13 protein-coding genes and 2 tRNA genes are annotated in these 18641 nt (G+C 75.4%); 7 read left to right on the top strand and 8 right to left on the bottom strand.

What is annotated here, in order from left to right; all coding sequences use genetic code 11:
- The first annotated feature begins 469 nt into the window (after positions 1 to 469).
- Genes ACI79G_RS05920 through ACI79G_RS05910 form a run of 3 tightly spaced genes read left to right on the top strand, consistent with a single transcriptional unit; the run spans position 470 to position 5198 of the window.
- Complete coding sequence (locus ACI79G_RS05920; RefSeq protein WP_456880209.1) at positions 470 to 2794, top strand: bifunctional polysaccharide deacetylase/glycosyltransferase family 2 protein; 2325 nt, start codon at positions 470 to 472, stop codon at positions 2792 to 2794.
- A complete protein-coding gene (locus ACI79G_RS05915; RefSeq protein ID WP_456880208.1) occupies positions 2791 to 3846 on the top strand; it encodes a glycosyl hydrolase family 18 protein in 1056 nt (351 codons plus the stop codon). Before ACI79G_RS05920 ends, ACI79G_RS05915 begins: the two co-directional genes overlap by 4 nt.
- 2 nt (positions 3847 to 3848) lie before the next feature.
- Entirely contained in the window at positions 3849 to 5198 is a 1350-nt protein-coding gene (locus ACI79G_RS05910; protein WP_456880207.1) for a hypothetical protein, read from the top strand.
- Positions 5199 to 5208: 10 nt separating this feature from the next.
- On the opposite strand, the gene ACI79G_RS05905 is transcribed toward ACI79G_RS05910, so the two are convergent.
- The 4 genes from ACI79G_RS05905 to ACI79G_RS05890 form a co-directional block, all read right to left on the bottom strand.
- The gene (locus tag ACI79G_RS05905) at positions 5209 to 6261 is read right to left on the bottom strand and encodes a PHP domain-containing protein (RefSeq protein ID WP_456880219.1); all 1053 of its coding nucleotides are present in this window, start codon (positions 6259 to 6261) and stop codon (positions 5209 to 5211) included.
- Positions 6258 to 6806 (bottom strand): DoxX family protein, encoded by a 549-nt coding sequence (locus ACI79G_RS05900; protein WP_456880206.1) that lies wholly within the window; start codon positions 6804 to 6806, stop codon positions 6258 to 6260. The genes ACI79G_RS05905 and ACI79G_RS05900 overlap by 4 nt, the downstream gene beginning before the upstream one ends.
- Positions 6807 to 6910: 104 nt before the next feature.
- A complete protein-coding gene (locus tag ACI79G_RS05895) occupies positions 6911 to 8347 on the bottom strand; it encodes a phosphatase PAP2 family protein (RefSeq protein WP_456880205.1) in 1437 nt (478 codons plus the stop codon).
- A 107-nt stretch (positions 8348 to 8454) separates the two neighbouring features.
- The gene (locus ACI79G_RS05890; protein WP_456880204.1) at positions 8455 to 8988 is read right to left on the bottom strand and encodes a CGNR zinc finger domain-containing protein; all 534 of its coding nucleotides are present in this window, start codon (positions 8986 to 8988) and stop codon (positions 8455 to 8457) included.
- Positions 8989 to 9137: 149 nt separating this feature from the next.
- Between ACI79G_RS05890 and ACI79G_RS05885 the strand changes: the two genes are divergently transcribed.
- The 3 genes from ACI79G_RS05885 (at position 9138) to ACI79G_RS05875 (ending at position 10620) form a co-directional block, all read left to right on the top strand.
- Positions 9138 to 10343 carry an MFS transporter gene (locus ACI79G_RS05885; protein ID WP_456880203.1) on the top strand — a complete coding sequence of 402 codons (1206 nt, stop codon included), beginning with the start codon at positions 9138 to 9140 and terminating at the stop codon, positions 10341 to 10343.
- Between the two features lie 94 nt (positions 10344 to 10437).
- Positions 10438 to 10526 (top strand) — tRNA-Ser (locus ACI79G_RS05880).
- Between the two features lie 21 nt (positions 10527 to 10547).
- A tRNA-Arg gene (locus tag ACI79G_RS05875) sits at positions 10548 to 10620 on the top strand.
- Positions 10621 to 11217: 597 nt separating this feature from the next.
- Here ACI79G_RS05875 and ACI79G_RS05870 read toward each other — a convergent pair.
- Positions 11218 to 12588 (bottom strand): serine/threonine-protein kinase, encoded by a 1371-nt coding sequence (locus tag ACI79G_RS05870; protein WP_456880202.1) that lies wholly within the window; start codon positions 12586 to 12588, stop codon positions 11218 to 11220.
- A 287-nt stretch (positions 12589 to 12875) separates the two neighbouring features.
- Here ACI79G_RS05870 and ACI79G_RS05865 point away from each other — a divergent pair, with 287 nt between their 5' ends.
- On the top strand, positions 12876 to 14051 hold the full coding sequence (locus tag ACI79G_RS05865; protein WP_456880201.1) for an FHA domain-containing protein: 1176 nt from the start codon (positions 12876 to 12878) through the stop codon (positions 14049 to 14051).
- Positions 14052 to 14102: 51 nt separating this feature from the next.
- Here the strand turns inward: ACI79G_RS05865 and ACI79G_RS05860 are convergent, their stop codons facing one another.
- The 3 genes from ACI79G_RS05860 to ACI79G_RS05850 are packed head-to-tail and all read right to left on the bottom strand — an operon-like array spanning position 14103 to position 18493.
- The gene (locus tag ACI79G_RS05860) at positions 14103 to 17216 is read right to left on the bottom strand and encodes an FAD-dependent oxidoreductase (protein ID WP_456880200.1); all 3114 of its coding nucleotides are present in this window, start codon (positions 17214 to 17216) and stop codon (positions 14103 to 14105) included.
- Between the two features lie 43 nt (positions 17217 to 17259).
- On the bottom strand, positions 17260 to 17817 hold the full coding sequence (locus ACI79G_RS05855; protein ID WP_456880199.1) for a DUF6529 family protein: 558 nt from the start codon (positions 17815 to 17817) through the stop codon (positions 17260 to 17262).
- Positions 17818 to 17872: 55 nt separating this feature from the next.
- The gene (locus tag ACI79G_RS05850; RefSeq protein ID WP_456880198.1) at positions 17873 to 18493 is read right to left on the bottom strand and encodes a hypothetical protein; all 621 of its coding nucleotides are present in this window, start codon (positions 18491 to 18493) and stop codon (positions 17873 to 17875) included.
- Between the last annotated feature and the right edge of the window lie 148 nt (positions 18494 to 18641).

Below are 18641 nucleotides of genomic sequence, written 5' to 3'. Positions count from 1 at the left end.
GGAGCGCCCCGTCCCGCCGTACCCGGGTCGCATCCCAGCTGGATCCGGGGCCGCCGAGCCGGCGCCGGTCGACGGTGGGACGTCGGAGCCGGCCCCGGCCGCGATCCGCAGCGCCGACGACGTCCCGGCCGGGCCCACGCACCCCGCTCCGCAGTCGCCGGTCCCGCCGGTCACCCCGACGCCGGCGGCCCCGAGCGGGCCAGGCGGGATCGGTCACACCTGCCCGTCCTCCACCCGCTCCGGGACGCACGGTCCCTGCGGGTCGGTCGTCGCGGACCTGGCCCCGTCGTGGGCGATGCCGCCCGCGGGTCCCGCCGTCCTCGTGAGCGCCGGCGGCTCCGTCGCCACCGCCGGTACGCCCGGCCACCCCGGCTGACGCACGGCCCAGCCGGCTCTCCCGGCGCGCCCGGGCCGCCTGTACCGGGTCCGCCCCCACCTGTCTGCCCGTCGCACACGAGGGACTCTCGCCATGGGTCGTCACTCATCCTCAGGACGTCTGCCCCTGCCCGGACACACCTCGACCCCCGTCTTCGCCAACCCCTCCGGACGGCGCTGGCGACGCCTGCGCGCCGTCCTCCTGACCCTCCTCGTCGTCCTCGGCGGGGCGGCCGCCGTCGTGGTGCCGAACGTCGTCGCCGCGCCTGCCCTCGCCGGGGCGCCCGTCCCGGACGGACCCACGGTGCTCGAGGTCGGTGAGCCGAGGGTGGTCGGCGGGGGCCCGCTCGTCCGCGTCGTCCGGCTGCTCCGGGCCGGCGGGCAGACCTACGGGCAGGACCCGTTCGACGGCCAGGTCGTCACCCGACTCTCGCCCGAGGACGCCGCGAAGGCCGGGCAGGCGGGCTACGCGCTCCAGCGCTACGGCTACGACACGACCGCCCGGCGGACGGTCTCGCTGACCTTCGACGACGGCCCGCACCCGGTGTACACCCCGCGCCTGCTGGACCTGCTCAGCGAGCACGGGGTCCAGGCGACCTTCTTCGTCACCGGCGACCAGATGGTCCGCCACCCGGAGATCATGCGGCGGATCGTGCGGGAGGGGCACGCCCTCGGCAACCACTCGCTGACCCACATCGACGTCAACACCTCGACGGCGCTCCGCGAGCAGGTCGAGATCGCCCTGGCCGACCGCATCATGCGGGCGCAGACCGGTCGGTACGCGTCCTACTTCCGCCTGCCCTACGAGGGCGAGGACGAGGAGTCCATGCGAGACGACGTGCCGGGCATCCTGCGGGCCCAGCGACTGGGCTATGCCGTGGTCTCGCACGACTTCGACCCGCACGACTGGGCCTACGCCTCCGGGGAGCGGACCGGCGAGATCCCCCTGCCGCCGCTCGGCGAGCAGGACGACATCACCGTCCTGCTGCACGACGCGGGTGGGACCGACCGCTCCCTCACCCTGGCCTACGTCGAACGGCTGATCGGCCAGGCCCGGGCCGCCGGGTACACGTTCCACTCCATGCCGCAGGTGTCGGCCGACCTGCGGGCGCGCACCGGCGCGGTCGAGGCGACGGCCTGGGACCACCTGGCCACCCACCTGGTCACGGCGCTGTTCGTCTGGCCGGACCAGCTGCTGGCGGTCCTCTTCGTCGTGGCCGTCGCCACGATGCTCGGCTTCGGTCTGCTCAACACCGCGCTCGCGCTGCTGCGGGCCCATCTGGTCCGCCGACGGACGACGTCGGCGCGACCGCCGGTCGCGGTGCTGATCGCGGCCTACAACGAGGAGCTGGTGATCGGCCGGACCCTGGAGACCGTCCTCGCCTCGGACTACCCGGTCGAGCAGGTGATCGTCGTCGACGACGGCAGCACCGACGCGACGGCCGACCGGGTCCTCGAGGTGGCCCGTCACGACGCCCGGGTCCGGCTGATCCGGCAGCCCAACGGCGGCAAGTGGTCGGCCCTCAACCAGGGCTTCGCCGCCGCCGACCAGCCCTTCGTCGTCACCATCGACGCCGACACGCTGCTCACGCCGGGCGCGGTGGGGGCCCTCGTGGCCCGCTTCCACCGGCCGGACGTCGGGGCCGTGGCCGGTGTGGTCAAGGTCGGCAACCACGCCCGCAACCTCGTCACCCGGTGGCAGGCGCTCGAGTACGTCACCCAGATCGGCGTCGACCGCTCCGCCGCCGCGCTGGTGAACGCGGTGATGGTCATCCCCGGGGCCTGCGCCGCCTGGCGCACCGCCGCCGTCCTGGAGGTCGGCGGGTACAGCGACGCCACCCTGGCCGAGGACTGCGACCTGACCCTGATGCTCCACCAGTACGGCTGGCGGGTGGAGCAGGCCGACGAGGCGGTCGCCCTCACCGAGGCCCCGGAGACCGTGGACGCGCTGCTGCGTCAGCGGGTGCGCTGGATGTACGGCACGCTGCAGGCCGTCTGGCGGCACCGGAACATGCTGCTGCGCCCACGCCACGGCTGGCTCGGGATGCTGGTCATGCCGATGGCGGTGCTCGCGGTGGTGACACCGATGGTGTTCACCCCGCTGGTCGCCGTCGTCCTCGTGCAGATGCTCGCCGAGCAGGGACCCCTGCCGGTCCTCGGCTACTTCGGCCTCTTCGCGCTGGTGTACGGCGTCTCGGCCGTGGTCGCGGTCGTCCTGCTCCGGGAGCGACCGGCGCACCTGCTGATCGTGCCGCTGTACCGGTTCATCTACGAGCCGCTGCGGGCCTACCTGCTCTACGCGTCGCTGGGGACGGCGCTGCGGGGGGTGCGGCTCGGCTGGAACAAGCTGGCCCGCACGGCGCACGTGGACGAGCCCGTGGTCGCGGCGCCCGCGCAGCCGGTGGGGGCGCGGCCGTGAGACGGCGGCGGGCGCTGCTGCTCGCGGTCGTCGCCGTCCTGGTCGCGGTGGCCGCCGTCACCGTCCTCCGGCCCGGGACGCCGGACCGGCCGGAGCGGCTCGTGGCCGCGGCGTGGCTACCGGTCTGGGACCAGCGGGCACCGGCCTCGCTCGACTCGGCACTGGACGCGGGCGGCCTGACCGAGGTGAGCCCGACCTGGGCCACCGTGCGGCCCGACGGGACGCTCGCCCTCACCCCGCCGCCGGCCGAGGTGGTCGACCGGCTGGCCGCCGCCGGCGACGGCGTCGTGGTCATCCCGGCCGTGCAGAACTTCGCCGACGGGCAGTGGCAGGGGGAGGCGGTCGCCCGGGTGCTCGCCGACCCGGTGGCTGCGGCCGACCACCGGCGCGCCCTGGTCGACGTGGCGCTGGCCAACGGCTGGGACGGCGTCGACGTCGACTACGAGGCCCTGCCGCCGACCGCCGGGCGGTCGTTCACGCAGTTCCTCGCAGCGCTGCGCGACGACCTGCACGCGCACGACCTGCTGCTGACCGTGGCGGTCCCGGCCCGGGACGCGGAGGAGACGCCCGGCGCCCTCGCGTACAGCTACCAGCTGATCGGGCAGATCGCCGACCAGGTGCGGGTCATGACCTACGACCACTCCTGGAGCGGCAGCCCGCCCGGCCCGGTCGCGCCGACCGACTGGGTGGAGGACGTCGTCGCCTACGCCGTCGAACGCGTCCCGCGGCACAAGCTGATGCTCGGCGTGGCCACCTACGGCTACGACTGGGTCGCGGACCGGGGCAGCACCCTGCAGGCCACCGACGCCGTCGCGCTCGCCGAGCGGGTGGGTGCCGAACCCCGATGGGACCCGGCGGCCGACGCCTGGACCTTCGGCTACGCCGACGCGGGTCAGCAGCACACCGTGTGGTTCGAGGACGCGCGCTCGCTCGCCGCCAAGCGGGACGTCGCCGTCGCGTCGGGGCTGCGCGGGATCGCCATCTGGCAACTCGGCGGGGAGGACCCGCACGTCTGGACGTCCGTGGCAGAGGCAACGCGGGGGGAGAGGTAGTCGTGAGGCGTCGGGAGAGCACCTACGTCAAGCTGCTCGTGTTCGTCGCGCTGGGGTGGGTCCTCACGGCCGAGACCTTCCCCAGACCGTGGCTGTCGGTGGCCTTCCCCGCCCTCGGCGTCCTGTTCGCCGCCGGTGGCGCCGCCGCCGCAGCGCGGCTGGACGCGGTCGGCTCCACCCGTGCCCACCTGCGGTGTGCCGGTCCGGCGCTGCTCGTCCCGTTCTGGGCGTTCGCCGCCACGGCGGTCACGGTCATGGTCGTCGAGGGCTGGCGGTGGGACCCGGACGCCGGCTCGGAGCCCCTGACCTGGAGCACCGCGTGGCGGTGGCTGCTGCCCCTCGTCGACCCGCCGGTGCCCACGGGGGGTTCCGGCCTGGTCGGGGCCCTGGGGTTCGTGCAGGTCGCCCTGTGGCTGTTGCTGCTGACCCCGCCGCTGCTGTGGCTCTCCCGCCGCTGGCTGCTGCGGCTCATGACGCTGCCGCTGCTGACCGTGGTCCTGGTCGCCATCGGGATCGCGAACCCGGTCGGGCACACCGCCGACGTCGTCCTCGGTCTCTGCGCCTACACCGGGTGCTGGCTGCTCGGCTTCGCCCACCACGACGGCCGGCTGCGACAGGTGCCGGCGGACGTCGCGCTCCTCGGCGGGGGGCTGTGCGTCGCCGCCGGGATCGGTCTCGCGCTGTGGCAGCAGGACCTGTACGGCACCTATGCGCTGGCGGCGAACCCGCTCGCCACCACGCTGTTCTCCCTGGGCGGCGTGCTGGTGCTGCTCCGGCTCGACCCGTGGCTGCGGTGGCTGGAGCGGGCCCGCGGCCTGCGACCGGTGCTGTCGCTGTTCCACGGCCGCACGCTGACGGCGTTGCTGTGGGTGGACGTCGTCATCGTGCTCACCCCGCCCGCGCTGGCGCTCACGCCCCTGGCCCGGTTCCACACCGCCACGACCCAGGGTGCCCTGCTGCAGTACGCTGCGAGCTGGGTGCTGCTGCTCGCGGCGGTGGTGCTGCTGGGCTGGCTCGAGGACCTGGGCGGCGGCCGCCGTCCCCGGCTCGTGCTGCGCCGTCGGACGGCCCCGGTGCCGGCTCCCGCCCCCGTGCCACAGCCGCGCCCCGCGCCGGTCGCCGAGCCGCGCCCCGCGCCGGTTCTCGGCGGGCGGCCCGCTCCGGCCGTCGCGGGGCCGGTTCCGCGGTCGCCGAGTCCGCACCCGAGGGGACACGTCCTCCGCGGCACCGCGGCGCTGGCCGACGATGCCGCTCCGGGGGAGGCGCTCACCGAGCTGCAGGTCCTGGTCCGGGAGTACCGCGCACGGGTCGGGCAGCGGGGGGTGGGCCCCGACCGGGCGGTCGACCCGTGAACGACCTCGCTCAGCCGGCGGTCCAGGCGAGGAGCTCGTCGGCGGTGCGGGTGTTCACCACCCGCTCGGCCGGGACGCCGCACTCGACCGCCCGCTCGCAGCCGTTGCCCTGCCAGTCGAGCTGGCCGGGGGCGTGCGCGTCGGTGTCGACGGCGAACTCGCAGCCGAGGTCGACGGCGAGGGTGAGCAGCCGCAGCGGCGGGTCCAGCCGCTCGGGCCGGGAGTTGATCTCCACCGCGGTGCCGTGCTGGACGCAGGCGGCGAACACCGCCTCGGCGTCGAAGGCGCTCTCCGGCCGCGGCCGCTGGCGTCGTCCCTCCCGCTGCTCGCGGGGGACCAGCAGCCGGCCGGTGCAGTGCCCGAGGACGTCGGTGTGCGGGTTCGCGACCGCGGTCAGCATCCGCTCGGTCATCGCCGCGGAGTCCGCGCGCAGGTCGGAGTGCACGCTGGCGACGACGACGTCCAGCCGCCCGAGCAGCTCGTCGGTCTGGTCGAGGCTGCCGTCGACGTTGATGTCGCACTCGATGCCGGTGAGGATCCGGAAGGGGGCGAGCTCCTCGTTGAGCGCGGCGACGACGTCGAGCTGACGCTCCAGCCGCTCGGGGGACAGCCCGTTGGCGACGGTCAGCCGCGGCGAGTGGTCGGTCAGCGCCACGTACTCGTGGCCCAGGCCGATCGCGGCCTCGGCCATCTCGCGGATCGGGCTGCCGCCGTCGGACCAGTCCGAGTGCACGTGCAGGTCGCCGCGCAGCAGCGCGCGGAACTCGGCGACGTCGTCGGCCAGCGGCAGCAGCTCGCCGTGGGCCTCCTCGAGGCGGGCCAGGTACTCGGGCACCTCGCCGGCGTGCGCCTGCACGATCGCCGCACCCGTCTTGGGCCCGATGCCGCGCAGGTCGGTCAGCGTCCTGGTCCGGATCCGCCGGTCGAGCTCCTCGGGCCCGAGGGCGTCGACGACGGCCGCGGCGGTGCGGAAGGCCGAGACGCGGTGCGTGGGCTCGCGGGCGCGCTCCAGGAGGAAGGCGATCCTCCGGAGCGCGGCCGCGGGCGGGAGCGGATCGCTCAGCGGGAGGCCTTCTTGTACTGCCTCTCGGCCTTCCGCTGGGCCCTGGCGGCCCGCTTCTGCGCCCTCTCCAGGCTCTTCTCGGTGCTGTCGGCGGCCCTGGTCGCGGCGCGGCGGGCGCGGTAGCCGACCGACGGCCTACCCTCGGTGTCGACGGCGGCGATCAGCAGCCCGCCGAGCAGGCCCAGGTTCTTGAGGAAGTGCGAGGTCTGCCCGAAGCGCTCCTTGGGGTCGTCGTGCTCCCAGAAGCGGTGCCCGGCCAGCGTGGTCGGGACGATGCTGGCCGAGAGGGCCAGCGCCGACAGGCGGGGCAGCTTGCCCAGCGCCAGCAGCGAGCCGGCGGCGACCTTGACGCCGGCATCGATCTTGACCCACTGCTCGACGTCGCGGGGCACCTGGACCGGCAGCTGCTGGTCGGCCGCGGCGGTGATCTGCTCGACGACCGGCGCGGCACCCGGCACCCGGCTCTGCGGGTTGCGCAGGGTGTCGATGCCGCCGTAGACGAACGACGACGCGAGCAACGGCCGGGCGATCCGGCGGACCAACATGGGTGACCTCGTTTCGGCTCGGGGACTTCGGTCGGCTCAGTGCCCCGGCACGCGCCGGGACACCCCTGCTCGGACCGTAGTGAGATCGCCGCCACTCCGCTGGGTCAACGGTCGCGGCAGCAGTAGACCGTCAGCGTCCCGTGCTCGGCGAAGACGAACTCGGTGGCCGGCCCGCCGGTCTCGCCGTCGTAGGCCACCGCCTGCGGGCCCGAACGGGACACCACCCGCACCTCCCGCGCCCGGCCCTGGGCGTAGCCGGGGACGTGAGGGCTCAGGCCCAGGAGGGAGCCGAGGACGGCGCGGGTCCGGCTGAACGGGACGTCGGCGCGCAGGTACTGGACGTCGAGCAGCCCGTCGTCCAGCCGCGACCGCCAGGCGAGGGTCAGTCCGCGCGGGGTGTAGCGGCCGTTGCCCACGAAGAGGATCCACACCGACAGCGGCTGCCCGTCGAGCAGCAGCGACACCGGCGTCCCACGGCGCAGCGTCTGCGCGACGGCCACCGTCATCGCCGTCCACCGGCCCAGCCGCCCGGCCAGCGCGTCGCGGCGGCGGACCACCTCCGGGTAGCTGCCGATGCTGGCGGTGTTGAGGAACGGCGTCCCGTTGACCTCGGCGACGTCGACCTCGACCGCCCGGCCGGAGACCACGGCACCGGCCGCGGCCTCGAGGGTGCGCACGCCGACGTCCCGGGCGAAGTGGTTGAGCGTGCCGGCGGGCAGCACCGCCAGCGGCAGGCCGTGGGCGACCGCCACGGCCGCGGCCGCCGCCACGCTGCCGTCGCCGCCGGCCACGCCGAGCGCCCGTGCCCGGCCGGAGCGGGCCGCTCCCTCCAGCAGGCCGGCGATCGTCGTCCCCGCGGTCTGCTCGAGGACCTCGGCGCGGGGGAGCAGCCGGCGGACCTCCTCGGCGGGGTGGTAGTCCGCGGGGCCCGACCGCGGGTTCACCGCGACGACCAGGCCCTCGCCGCCGGGCAGCGCCGGGGCGGAGCGTGCCGGGCGCACCCGGGCGGGGGCCGCCGGCCGCACCGGCCACCAGTGCCGGCCGCCCACGGCGACCGCCGCGCCGATGGCCAGGCCGACGACGACGTCCCCCGGGTAGTGCACGCCGACGTGCACCCGCGAGTAGCCCACGGCGACCGCCAGCGGCGCGAGCGCGGCCCCGGCCGCCGGGCACTCCAGCGCGACGCCGGTGACGAACGCCCCGGCCGACGAGGAGTGCCCGCTGGGGAAGGAGTGCGTGGTCAGTGCCTCGCGCAGCAGGCGGTGCACCGGGTGCGCGCCGAGGTCGGGACGGCGGCGGCCGAACACCGGCTTGAGCGCGGAGTTGACCACCCCGCTGGAGACGGCCATCGAGGCCAGCCCGCGGACCGCACCCCGGCGCAGCGCCCCGCGGCGGAGGGCCAGCAGGGTGCCGACGGCCATCCACAGGCGGCCGTGGTCGGCGGCGGTGGTCAGCCGGCGCAGCCAGACGTCGGCCGGGGTGTCCGGCAGCCCGCCGACCAGTGAGTGCAGGCGCGCGTCCCAGTGCCGGGCACCCCGCATGCGGCGACGCCAGTGGAAGGACCACCCTCCGCCCCGCGCCTCGCCGGCTCGGCGCGGGCCCCTGGAGGGTGGCCGTTCCAGTACGTCACGCACGCGCGCGGCTCCCCTCAGGCCTTGCGGCGGGCCCGGTAGGCGGCGACGGTGGAGCGGCTGGCGCAGGTGTTGGAGCAGTACCGGCGGCTGGCGTTGCGCGAGGTGTCGACGTAGACGTCGTCGCAGCCCTCGGCCGAGCAGACGCCGATCCGCTGCCAGCCGTGCTGGACGACGACCTGGGACAGGCCCATCGCCACCGTCGTCGTCAGCTGCTCGAGCAGTGGCGCGTCGGGACGCGCGTAGTGCAGGTGCAACGCGCCGTCGTGGTCGGTGGCGTAGGGCTTCGGGTGGGCGAGCGCGAGCAGCGCGTTGAGCCGGTCCATCACCTCGTCCTCCGACCGGGCGACGGCGACGGCGCGGACCAGGTCGGCGGTCGTGGCCGCCTGGCCGGTCTCGTCGGGGGAGAGGTCGAGGACGCTGCCGGGCGAGAACCACTCGTCGTGGGCGCGCAGGAACGCCGTGGCCCAGTCCGGCCCGGCGTCCCGGTCGGCGTTGGCCAGGTCGATGGCCAGCTCGACCGCTGTGGACCCGTAGGTGTCGTAGTCCATGGAATCCCCTACCGCTGAGGTGCCGTCGACACGCCGTAGGTGGTGTAACGCACTTGACCCCCTACGTCGTCGTCCGTAGCGTGTAGGGGGTCAACGGTGTTTGACCCCCTACTCTTCCCGTTCCGCGTGCTACCAGAAGCGAGTTCGTCGTGCGTTCGTACCTGTCCGTCTGGCGTCTGCCGTCCGCTCCGGTGCTGCTCGTCGCCGGTTTCGCCGGCCGTCTCCCGTCGGCCATGGTCCCGCTCGCGCTGCTGCTCATGGTGCAGCAGCAGACCGGCTCCTACGCCGTCGCCGGTCTCGCGTCGGCCACCTACGGCCTGGCGATGGCCGGGATGGCGCCGGTGCTCGGCCGGCTGGCCGACCGCCGCAGCCCACGCCCGGTGCTGCTGGCCCAGGCCGCGGCGTACCCGCTGCTGTTGACCCTGCTCGTGGCCGCCGTCCTCGGAGGCGCCCCGACGGCGGCGATCGTCGCCGCCTCGGCCGCCGCGGGCGCCGGGACGCCGCTGGTGTCCGGCGCGGTGCGCGCGCTGTGGTCCCGGGTCGACCCGCGGGTCCGCGGCACGGCGTACGCACTCGACGCCACCGCGACCGAGCTGGTCTTCGTGGCCGGCCCCACCCTCGTCGCCGCGCTCGCCGTGCTGGCCGCCCCGGCGTGGGCGCTGGCCGTGGCCGGCGTGCTGGCCGTGGCCGGGGCGCTCGGCATCGCGGCCTCGGGCGCGATGCGCGGCTGGGTGTCGGTGCCGGTGGCGCACCGGGCCAGCCCGTTCGCCACGGTGCTCACCCCCGGCATGCCCAGGGTGCTGGTCAGCGGCTCGGCGCTGATGCTCGGCTTCGGTGCACTCGAGGTCGCGGTCCCCGCGTTCGCCGACGCCGCCGGGGCGCCCGGGATGTCCGGCGTCCTGCTGGCCCTGTGGTCGCTGGGGTCGGTGGCCGGCGGGCTGTGGTTCGGCGCCCGGGTGGTCAGCGCCTCGCTGCCGCGGCAGTACCGATGGCTGCTGCTCGGCGTGACGATCGGCCTGGCCCCGCTGGCCGCGGCGTCCGACCCGTGGGTGCTCGGCGCGTTGCTGTTCCTGGGCGGGACGGCGATCGCCCCGACGCTGACGGTGCAGAACTCGCTGGTGGGGGCGATCGCCCCGGCGCACGCCACCACCGAGGCCTTCACCTGGCTGTCGACGATGGCCACCGGCGCCTCGGCGGTCGGGGCCGCGCTCGGCGGTGCGCTGATCGAGAGCCGGAGCGGGGTCAGTGGCAGCCTGCTGCTCGCCGTCGCCGGGGCCGCCCTCGCGGTGCTGGTGACGCTGGTCCCGGGCCGCCGTCCGGCCGGGGAGCGGGTGTCCGAGCCCGTCGCCGCCTGAGGCCCGCCGTCGGGTGGTGGGGACCCCCGGCGGACGGCCTCCCCGGGCGCTGGTAGTCTCTCTCCTCGGTGGTTCCGGGGGGACTCGGACCCCGGGAGGCTTCGCCTAGTCCGGTCTATGGCGCCGCACTGCTAATGCGGTTTGGGTTAATCCCCATCCCGGGTTCAAATCCCGGAGCCTCCGCGCACGACAACTGAAGAGCACGCACCCGTAGCTCAACGGATAGAGCATCTGACTACGGATCAGAAGGTTAGGGGTTCGAATCCCTTCGGGTGCACGTCTGGTTGAGACAGCACAGCGGCTCCGTCCTCCGGGACGGGGCCGCTGTCCTCTTCCCGGGCCCTCGCCCCGCGGACCCGCCGGCGACGCGCGTCCGCCGCCCTGCCCCACCTCCTCCTCGAGTCGATCACGGGGTTCTGGCAGGCGACACGCGGGGACACGCCGCCGGCAGCGGCGACAGCTCCATGGTCGCGGCCGGCGGCGCCGGTCACCGGCGGCCCGCCGATCGGGCTGCTCCTGGACCGGGTGGCCCGGGAGGTCGGCCGGGCGTTCGACGCGCGGCTGCCGGCCGTGCCGGTGACGGGGAGCCGCTCGAGACGAGGGGCGGGGGGCCGGTCCTGACGGTCTGGCCGCGTTGGTCGGTCCTCCCAGCAGTGGGAGGCCACTCGTTGCCGGCTGCCCCCGCCCGACCTCCACTGTGACCCCGCTCACACGCCGGGGTCAAGTCCGCCCGGCGTGTCGCAGCGGCCCCGTCCGGGGCACCGCCCCGAGCCCGCGAGGGACGGGGAGGACCGGGTCCTCCTCCAGCGGACCCGGCGCGGCACCTCCGGGGAGAACTGGCCGACCGACGTGCGGCGGCCGCCCGGGCCCCGCGTCAGGTCGCCCTGCCCAGCAGGTCGAGCACCACCGGGACCACGCCTCCCACCGGGGCGACGTAGACCGTGAACAGCCTCGGGACCAGCAGGACCGCCGCGATCAGCAGCAGGGCCACGGCCAGTGCGATCACCACACCGACCCACCGCTTCCTAGGGAGCCGGGGACGCCCGGACGCCTCCGCGTCCGGTGCCGGGCTCCCGGCTGCCGCGACGGTCTCCCCGCCCGCGGCTCCGGGGACGGACGACGGCGGTGGTGTCCGCGTCGCGGCGGGACCGTCGGCGGGCACGCCGCGGCCGGACGCCTCCGCGGCTCCTCGTGCCGGCGCGGCGGGGTCGGCTCGGGCCGGGGTCCGCCCCGGCCGGTGCGGTCCCGCGGCCGTCGGGGCCGGACCGCCGTCCCCCGGTGGCCGAGGACCGGAGGTGCCCGCGGGCCGGTCGGACGGGATGACCGAGCCCCGGGTGGGGGCGACGATGCGCTCCGCGCCCGACACGACCGGCATCCCGTCGGCGGACAGCCAGCCCCACCCCCACGCCTCCGTGCCCGCCTCGGCCAGCGCCGTCCCGAACGACACGGCGCTGGCGAAGCGCTCCGCCGGGTCGGTGGTCAACCCGTGCATCACCACCTCCGCCACCGGGGTGGGCACCCCGGGGGCCACCTCACGGAGCGGGATGGGCGGCTCGTGGACGTGCTTGAACAGCAGCGACATGGCGTTGCCGTCGGCGGTGAACGGCAGGACACCGGAGAGCAGCTCGTAGGTCATGGTGGCCAGCGCGTACACGTCGGTCGCCGGCGACAGTTGCCCCCCGCGCACCTGCTCGGGTGCCATGTAGGCCGGGGTGCCGACCACCTCTCCGGCGCGGGTCAGGAGCGTCTCCGTGCCGCCGACCACCTTGGCGATCCCGAAGTCGGTGACCTTGATGGCGCCGCTCGCGGCGAAGAGCATGTTCTCCGGCTTCACGTCCCGGTGCAGCACCCCGCGCTCGTGTGCGGCGTTGAGCCCGGCGGCACAGGCCAGGGAGACCGCGACGGCGTGCGGGGCGGTGAAGCCGGTGGTCGTGGACCGGTCCCGCAACGTGCCCCCGGGCAGCAGCTCCATCACCAGCAGGCAGAGGTCCTCCCGCTCGACGAAGTCGTAGACGGGGACGACGTGCGGGTGGTCGAGCGAGGCGAGCACCCGCGCCTCGGCCGCGAACCGCCGACGGACCGCCACGTCGGCCGCCACGGCCCGGGACAGCTGCTTGATGGCCACCCTGCGGTCGAGCTGGCGGTGGCGACCGGCCAGGACCACCCCGAAACCGCCCTGCCCGAGCACGCCCCCGACGTCGTAGGCCGGGAGCGCGTCGGCGATCAGCTGCCGCTCGATCTCCATCCGTCACGCCGGGGTCGTGACGGGGAGCGGGACGCGGGTCCGGGGCAGGAGGGCCGGACCGGTGTCCGGGGCCACCGCGCGGGAGGCTCGCGGATGTGCCACGTCGACTCCTCAGTGCGCCTCTGGTCGACGGCGCCAACGAGCTCACGATCGGCCCGGGCAGTCTATCCGCCACCCACCTCCCGGCGGTCCTGGTCGGCCGCGGCACCGGGTCGTAGCCTGTTCCCCTCCGATCGGGTGTGCGGGGCCGGGTGGGACCCCGGCCGGGCGCGCTGCAGGGAGCGCAGATGGGCGACGGGACGACCCGGGTCGGCATCGGACCCGGCACCGGTCTGGTCGGGCGGTTCGGCGACGCCGTGGTCCTCGTCGCGCCGGACGCGGCGGCCGACGAGGCCGCCACCGGGGAGCTCCTGGACCTGGTGCAGGCCGCCGCCGACGCCGAGCACCCCGGGGGCGCGATCGCCGCGCGGCTGGCCGCCTGGGTCGGTGGCCGCACCCCGTCCGACGGCTCGGCGTTCGGTGTCGTCGCCCCGGTCGAGGACGGCGTCGTCGTCTTCCTGCGCGGCCCGGTGTGGGCGGAGGTCGTCGACTCCGGTGCGACCCGGCGGCTCTCCGGGCGGCAGGCACTGACCTGGGTCGACCAGGTCGTCCCGCTGCCCCTCGAGCGCGTGACGGTCGGCAGCGAGGCCGACCCGTCGGTGCAGGTGCACCCGCGGTCCGACCTGCGCTCCGGCGTGGTGCCCGCACGGGGGTTCGTCCTCACGGCGTCCGCCGGGAGCCCCGCGGAGCCTGCCGCACGGGTCGACGAGGGGGCGGCCCGGCCGGCGGAGCCCGACCCCGCTCCCGACCGGTCGGGGGTCCGGGGGCCTGGACCCTCGACGCTGGAGACGCCGGCGCCGGAGACGTCGACGCTGCAGACGCCGGCACCGGAGACGCCGACGCCGGAGACACCGGCACCGGGTGCACCGACCGCGGACCAGGTCACCCTCCCGGCCTGGTCGGACCGCCCGTCCGGGGCGGAGGCCGGGCGGCGGGGCACCGAGCCGATCCCCGCACCGCAGGGGGACGAACCGGTCGATCCCGCCGCGACCGTGCTCGCGGCGCCGCCCGTGGGGGCGCTGGTCGCCGAGGGCGGTGGACCCACGATCCTGCTCGATCGCGACTACGTCCTGGGTCGGGAACCGCACAACGACCCGTCCGTGCAGGACGCGTCGGCGTCCCCCGTCGTGCTGCACGACCCGGACAACCTCATCTCGCGGGTGCACGCCCACGTGTCGGTCGGCGGCGGTTCCGTGCACGTGCGCGACGCCCCGTCGGTGAGCGGCACCTACGTCGCCGCGCCCGGCGCCGAGGAGTGGACCCGCATCGGGCGGGAGCCCACCCCGCTCCTGCCGGGCTGGAGCCTGCGCGTCGGCCGGCAGGTGTTCGTCTTCGAGCCGACCGGGGACGCGGGTCCCGGGTGAGGACGACCGCCGGCCGCTCCACCCGGGGCAGCGGGGAGGCGGATCGGTGCGTCAGGCGCGCGCGGGCGGGGAGACCGCAGCGCGCCGGCCGACGTCCTTGAGCACCTGCCAGTTCCCGCTCCGCAGGTCGGCGAGGACGGCGTCGTCGAGCTCCACCTGCTTCTTGACCGCCGAGGTGACCGCCACGACGTCCTCGGGGTGGTGCCCGAGGACGATCCCCCCGACGGCCCTGCGCTGCGACACGACGAGCCGCCGGTACGACGGGAGCGAGGCGTCCTCCACGACGACCACCTCGTCCTCCGGCTCGGGTTGCACCCGGCCGATCGAGAACAGGTCCAGCCCGACCCCCTTGAGGATGGTGGCCGGCACCTCGGCGCTGAGCACCTCGTGACCGCCCAGGGCGTTCACCGCGGCGACCTCGCCCTGCTTGGCCGCGATCGGCCACAGGCCCAGCACCCTGCCGCCGTGCTCGGCTACGTCGCCGGCGGCGTACACGCCCGGGACCCCCGTCTGCATCCGGTCGTCGACGAGGACGCCCCTGCCGACCGGGATGCCCGCACGCTCCGCCAGGTCCACGTTGGGCCGGATGCCGACCGCGGCGAGGAACAGGTCGCACCGCAGCGACCGCCGATCCCGGAGGGTGACCCCGGTGACCCGCTCCTCGCCGGCCAGCGCGACCGCCTCGGCGCCGTGGAGGACCTGCACCCCGATGCTCTGGAGGTGGGCGAGGACCAGGTCGCTGCAGCGCGGGTCGATCTGGCGCGACAGCAACCTCGCCCCTCGCTCGAGCACCGTGACCCGCAGTCCCAGCTCGAGCAGCGAGTGCGCCGCCTCCAGTCCCAGCAGGCCTCCGCCGGAGACCACGGCGTCCCGGCACGCGTGCTGCTGGGCGTAGGCCCGGACCTGCTGGGCGTCCGACGCCGACCGCAGGACGAAGCTGCCGGGGCGGCCGAACCCGGTGACCGGCGGCGCGACGCCGCTGCTGCCCATGGCCAGGATCAGGCGGTCGTAGGGGAGCACCTCGCCCGTACCGAGGAACACCCGGTGGGACCCGAGGTCGATGTCGGTGGCGACGGTGTTGAGCCACGCGGTGATCTGGTGCTCGTCGTACCACTGCTCGGGCAGCAGGAAGAGGCCCTGCATCGCCGACCGGCCGTAGACCAGCCGCGAGATCCCCATCCGGTTGTAGAGGACGTGCGGCTCCTGCCCGACGACGTGGATCTCGCACTCGGGGTGACCACGCCGGACGAAGTCGGCGGCGGTGACGCCCGCGATGCCGTTGCCCAGGACCACCACGCTGACGATCGAGCGGTCGAACTCCCGCGGCAGCGCACCGTCGTCGGGCGCCCCGGGCTGGGGGGTCAGGGAGACCGTGACCGGTCCGCACTCGATCCGCGCGGAGCAGGCCATGCGCGTGTTCTTCGCCAGCCCGAGCCGGCGCAGCGTGTTGAGCTCCTCCTCCTCGGGCGCCGACAGGCAGGACGTGCCGTCGAGGACCGCGACCGGGTCCGCGCCGCACACCCCCATCCGGCAGCCCGCCTCCAGCGGCAGGCCCGCCCGCTCGGCGACCTCGAGCAGGCTCGTCCCGACCTCGGCGCGCACCGGGCCGTCGCCCTCGGCGAACCGCACCTCGCCGCCGTCCGCGTGGCCCTGGTCCCGGGCGACCTCCGGCGACGGCCGGCTGACGGGGATGACGGGGAGCTGGGCGCGCTGGTCGGCGGCGGCCTCCTCGTCGTACTGGCGTGCCTTCACGGCGGTGCGGGCGATCCAGAGGACGGACAGGACCAGCACCAGGGCCTGGATCGGCCAGCGCAACCAGGGGGCCTGGATGCCGGTGATCGTCGCGAACGAGGTCGCCAGGACGACGCCGGCGAACCAGTAGAAGAGGTTGATGGCCGCCGCGGCCCACACCGCGATCGTGACCGCCGTCCGGATCGGCAGGAGCGCCTCCGCCGCGTAGAACAGCCCGACGCTGCCGAGGAAGTAGAGGGCCAGCTGGCCGTAGGTCGACGTCAGCGGCTGGTCACCGGCGCCGGCCAGGGTCGAGAAGCCGAGCACGAACCCGGGCAGCGCCGCGACGAACAGCTTCCGCGGCGCGGTCCACGCCGGGTCGTCCTCGTGCAGGTCGGCCTGGTAGGCGCTGATCGGCTGGAAGTCGTAGCAGTTCTTCGTGCAGGCGACGCAGGGCCGGCAGTGGCTGTTGGGGACCCGGACGTACGGCGTCTGGCCGTAGACCCGCTGGAGGGGCAGCAACGGGCAGATCTGGCTGCACCAGCCGCTCTTGCCCTTGAACAGGAAGCCGCCGAGGAAGGCCGCGGAGATGACCACCGCGAGCAGCACGCCGGTGGCCGGGCCGCTGCCGTTGAAGACCGCCAGCCGGGCACCGGCGATGCCGAAGAACAGGACCATCGCCACGATGAACGCCCGGCGCTGCCACCACTGCGGCACCGTCCGCCCGCGGGTGAACCCGAGGACGCGCGGCGCCTGGTTCACGGCGGCCAGCGGGCAGCTGTTGCGCCACACCCCCGGCGCCACGAAGAACAGCAGCGGCAGCAGCGGGACGACCACCCCGAAGAAGACGAACAGCCCGGCCGCGGGCCGGACGAACAGCGTGACCACCAACGCGACGTAGGCCAGCACGCTGACGACCCGGACCGCACGCCACGCGGTGAGCGGGACCCGGGTGCGCATCTCGGTGTAGACCGGGAACAGGGCCTCGCCGGCCCGCGGCGTCCTGCCCAGCGCCCGGTCCCACGCCACCGCCAGCCGCGAGGGAGCGCTCGGGGCGGCGGGCGGTGGCGGCGGAGGCGGGACGGCCTCGCCCGCACCCGCCAGCACGGTGGCCATGGCCGCGGGCGCCGGGGCGCGCTCGCGCCGGCCGACCACCACGATCTCGGTGGCCCCGAGACGGACGACGTCCCCGTGCTCGAGGACCACGCGCCCGGTGACCCGGTTGCCGTTGACGAACGTCCCGTTGCGGCTGTCGAGATCGACGAGGGACAGGGCCACGGGGCTCGGCACCAGCCGCAGGTGGCGGCGGGAGACGCTCTGGTCGGACAGGGCGAGGCCCTCGGACTCGCGGCCGACCTCGAGCGCGCGGGTCAGCACCACGCGCCGGGGCTGCTGCCCGGGTTCCCTGATCTCGATGACGGGGGGACCGGCCATCCGGAGGTTCCTTCCCACGCAGCCCGATCGCGGCTCGGGTCCCTCAGAGGTGGAGACCCGTGGTGGTGAACACCCACAGCGAGGACGTGAGCCACAGGCCGACCACGCCGGCGAAGAGGGCTCCGCCCGCGACGGGCACGACCCAGCGGGGCCGGTCGCGGCGGGTGAGGACGAGCATCTTGACCACGAAGGCGCCGTAGAGGAAGCAGCCCAGCAGGGAGTGCACCAGGACCCGGGGGGAGCCCCCCTGGAAGCCCAGGGCGTAGAGGCAGTGCACGGCCACCGGCACGGTGGCCAGGACCGCGATCCGTCCCGACCAGCGGTGGACCGCGCGGACCCGGCCGCTCGCCGCGGCGTCGTACATGCGACCGGCCGTCAGCAGCTGGAGCACGGCGAGGACGGCCGCGACCGTGGTGAGCCACGCCTTCACGTACAGCGGCCCGGAGAACCCGACGACGTTGAGGGCGTACCCCGCCGGCTCGTGCTCCCGGCCGTACACCCCGAGCGCCACGGCCACGGCCGAACCGACCAGGACGAAGGTCAGCAGCGGGAGCCGGTACCGGTCACGGGTCGCACCGGCCAGTTCGGTGGTGGCGGTCATGACGACGGGTGCTCCTCGCGCACGGGGGTGTCAGCTGCTGGGGCCGGGGCCCACCTCACTGGCCGACCACGGTGTCGGTCCCGTCGACGGGGGTGGCCTCGAGGGCGGCCCCGCCGAGCGTGAAGGTGGTGTCCTCCAGGTCCAGCGCAGGCGCCGGGCTCCGGTCCCCGCCGACGTTCTGGATCCCGACCTGCGTGCCGTCCGGGAGCACCACCCAGCCGATGCGGGTCGCCAGGCCGTCGATCGTCGTCCGGGCCTCGTAGATCCCCGCCGGAGGACGGGCCTCGTCCGCGGAGAACAGCCACGCCTGGCCGGTGCTCGTCACGACGGTGCCGGACAGGGTCGCACCGGAGACCGTCCCGATGAGCGCGGCGGTGTCCCGTCCGGTCAGCACGACCTGGTCGCCGGTCACCGAGCCCTGCAGCCAGGTCTCGACGCGGCTCCCGTCGCACAGGTACGCCGCCGCCCGGTCCCCGTTGACGGCGACCGCCACGGTCGCCTCGCCCCCGCCGGTCCTCCCGGAGTACACGACCTGCAGGGACGTCGGCTCCACCGCCGGCGGCGGGGCGGTCTCCGACGGTGATGGCGACGGCGAGGACGACGTCGGTGCGCTGTAGTCCGGAGCGCTGTAGCTCGACGAGCTCGTCGGGGTGGGCGGCCCGACCGTCTCGTTCACCCACAGGAGGGCACCGGTCAGGACCGCTACGGACGCCAGGGTCAGCAACGGTCCTCGAGTGCTCATCGCCACGTTCCCGTCCTGTCCCCTCGGACGTCGATCGCCGTCCGTCGGCCAGACCGGTGACCGACGCGGGGCGCGACCTGCC

The organism is Geodermatophilus sp. SYSU D00779 (assembly GCF_054050595.1).
This window is presented reverse-complemented; position numbering and strand designations above follow the sequence as displayed.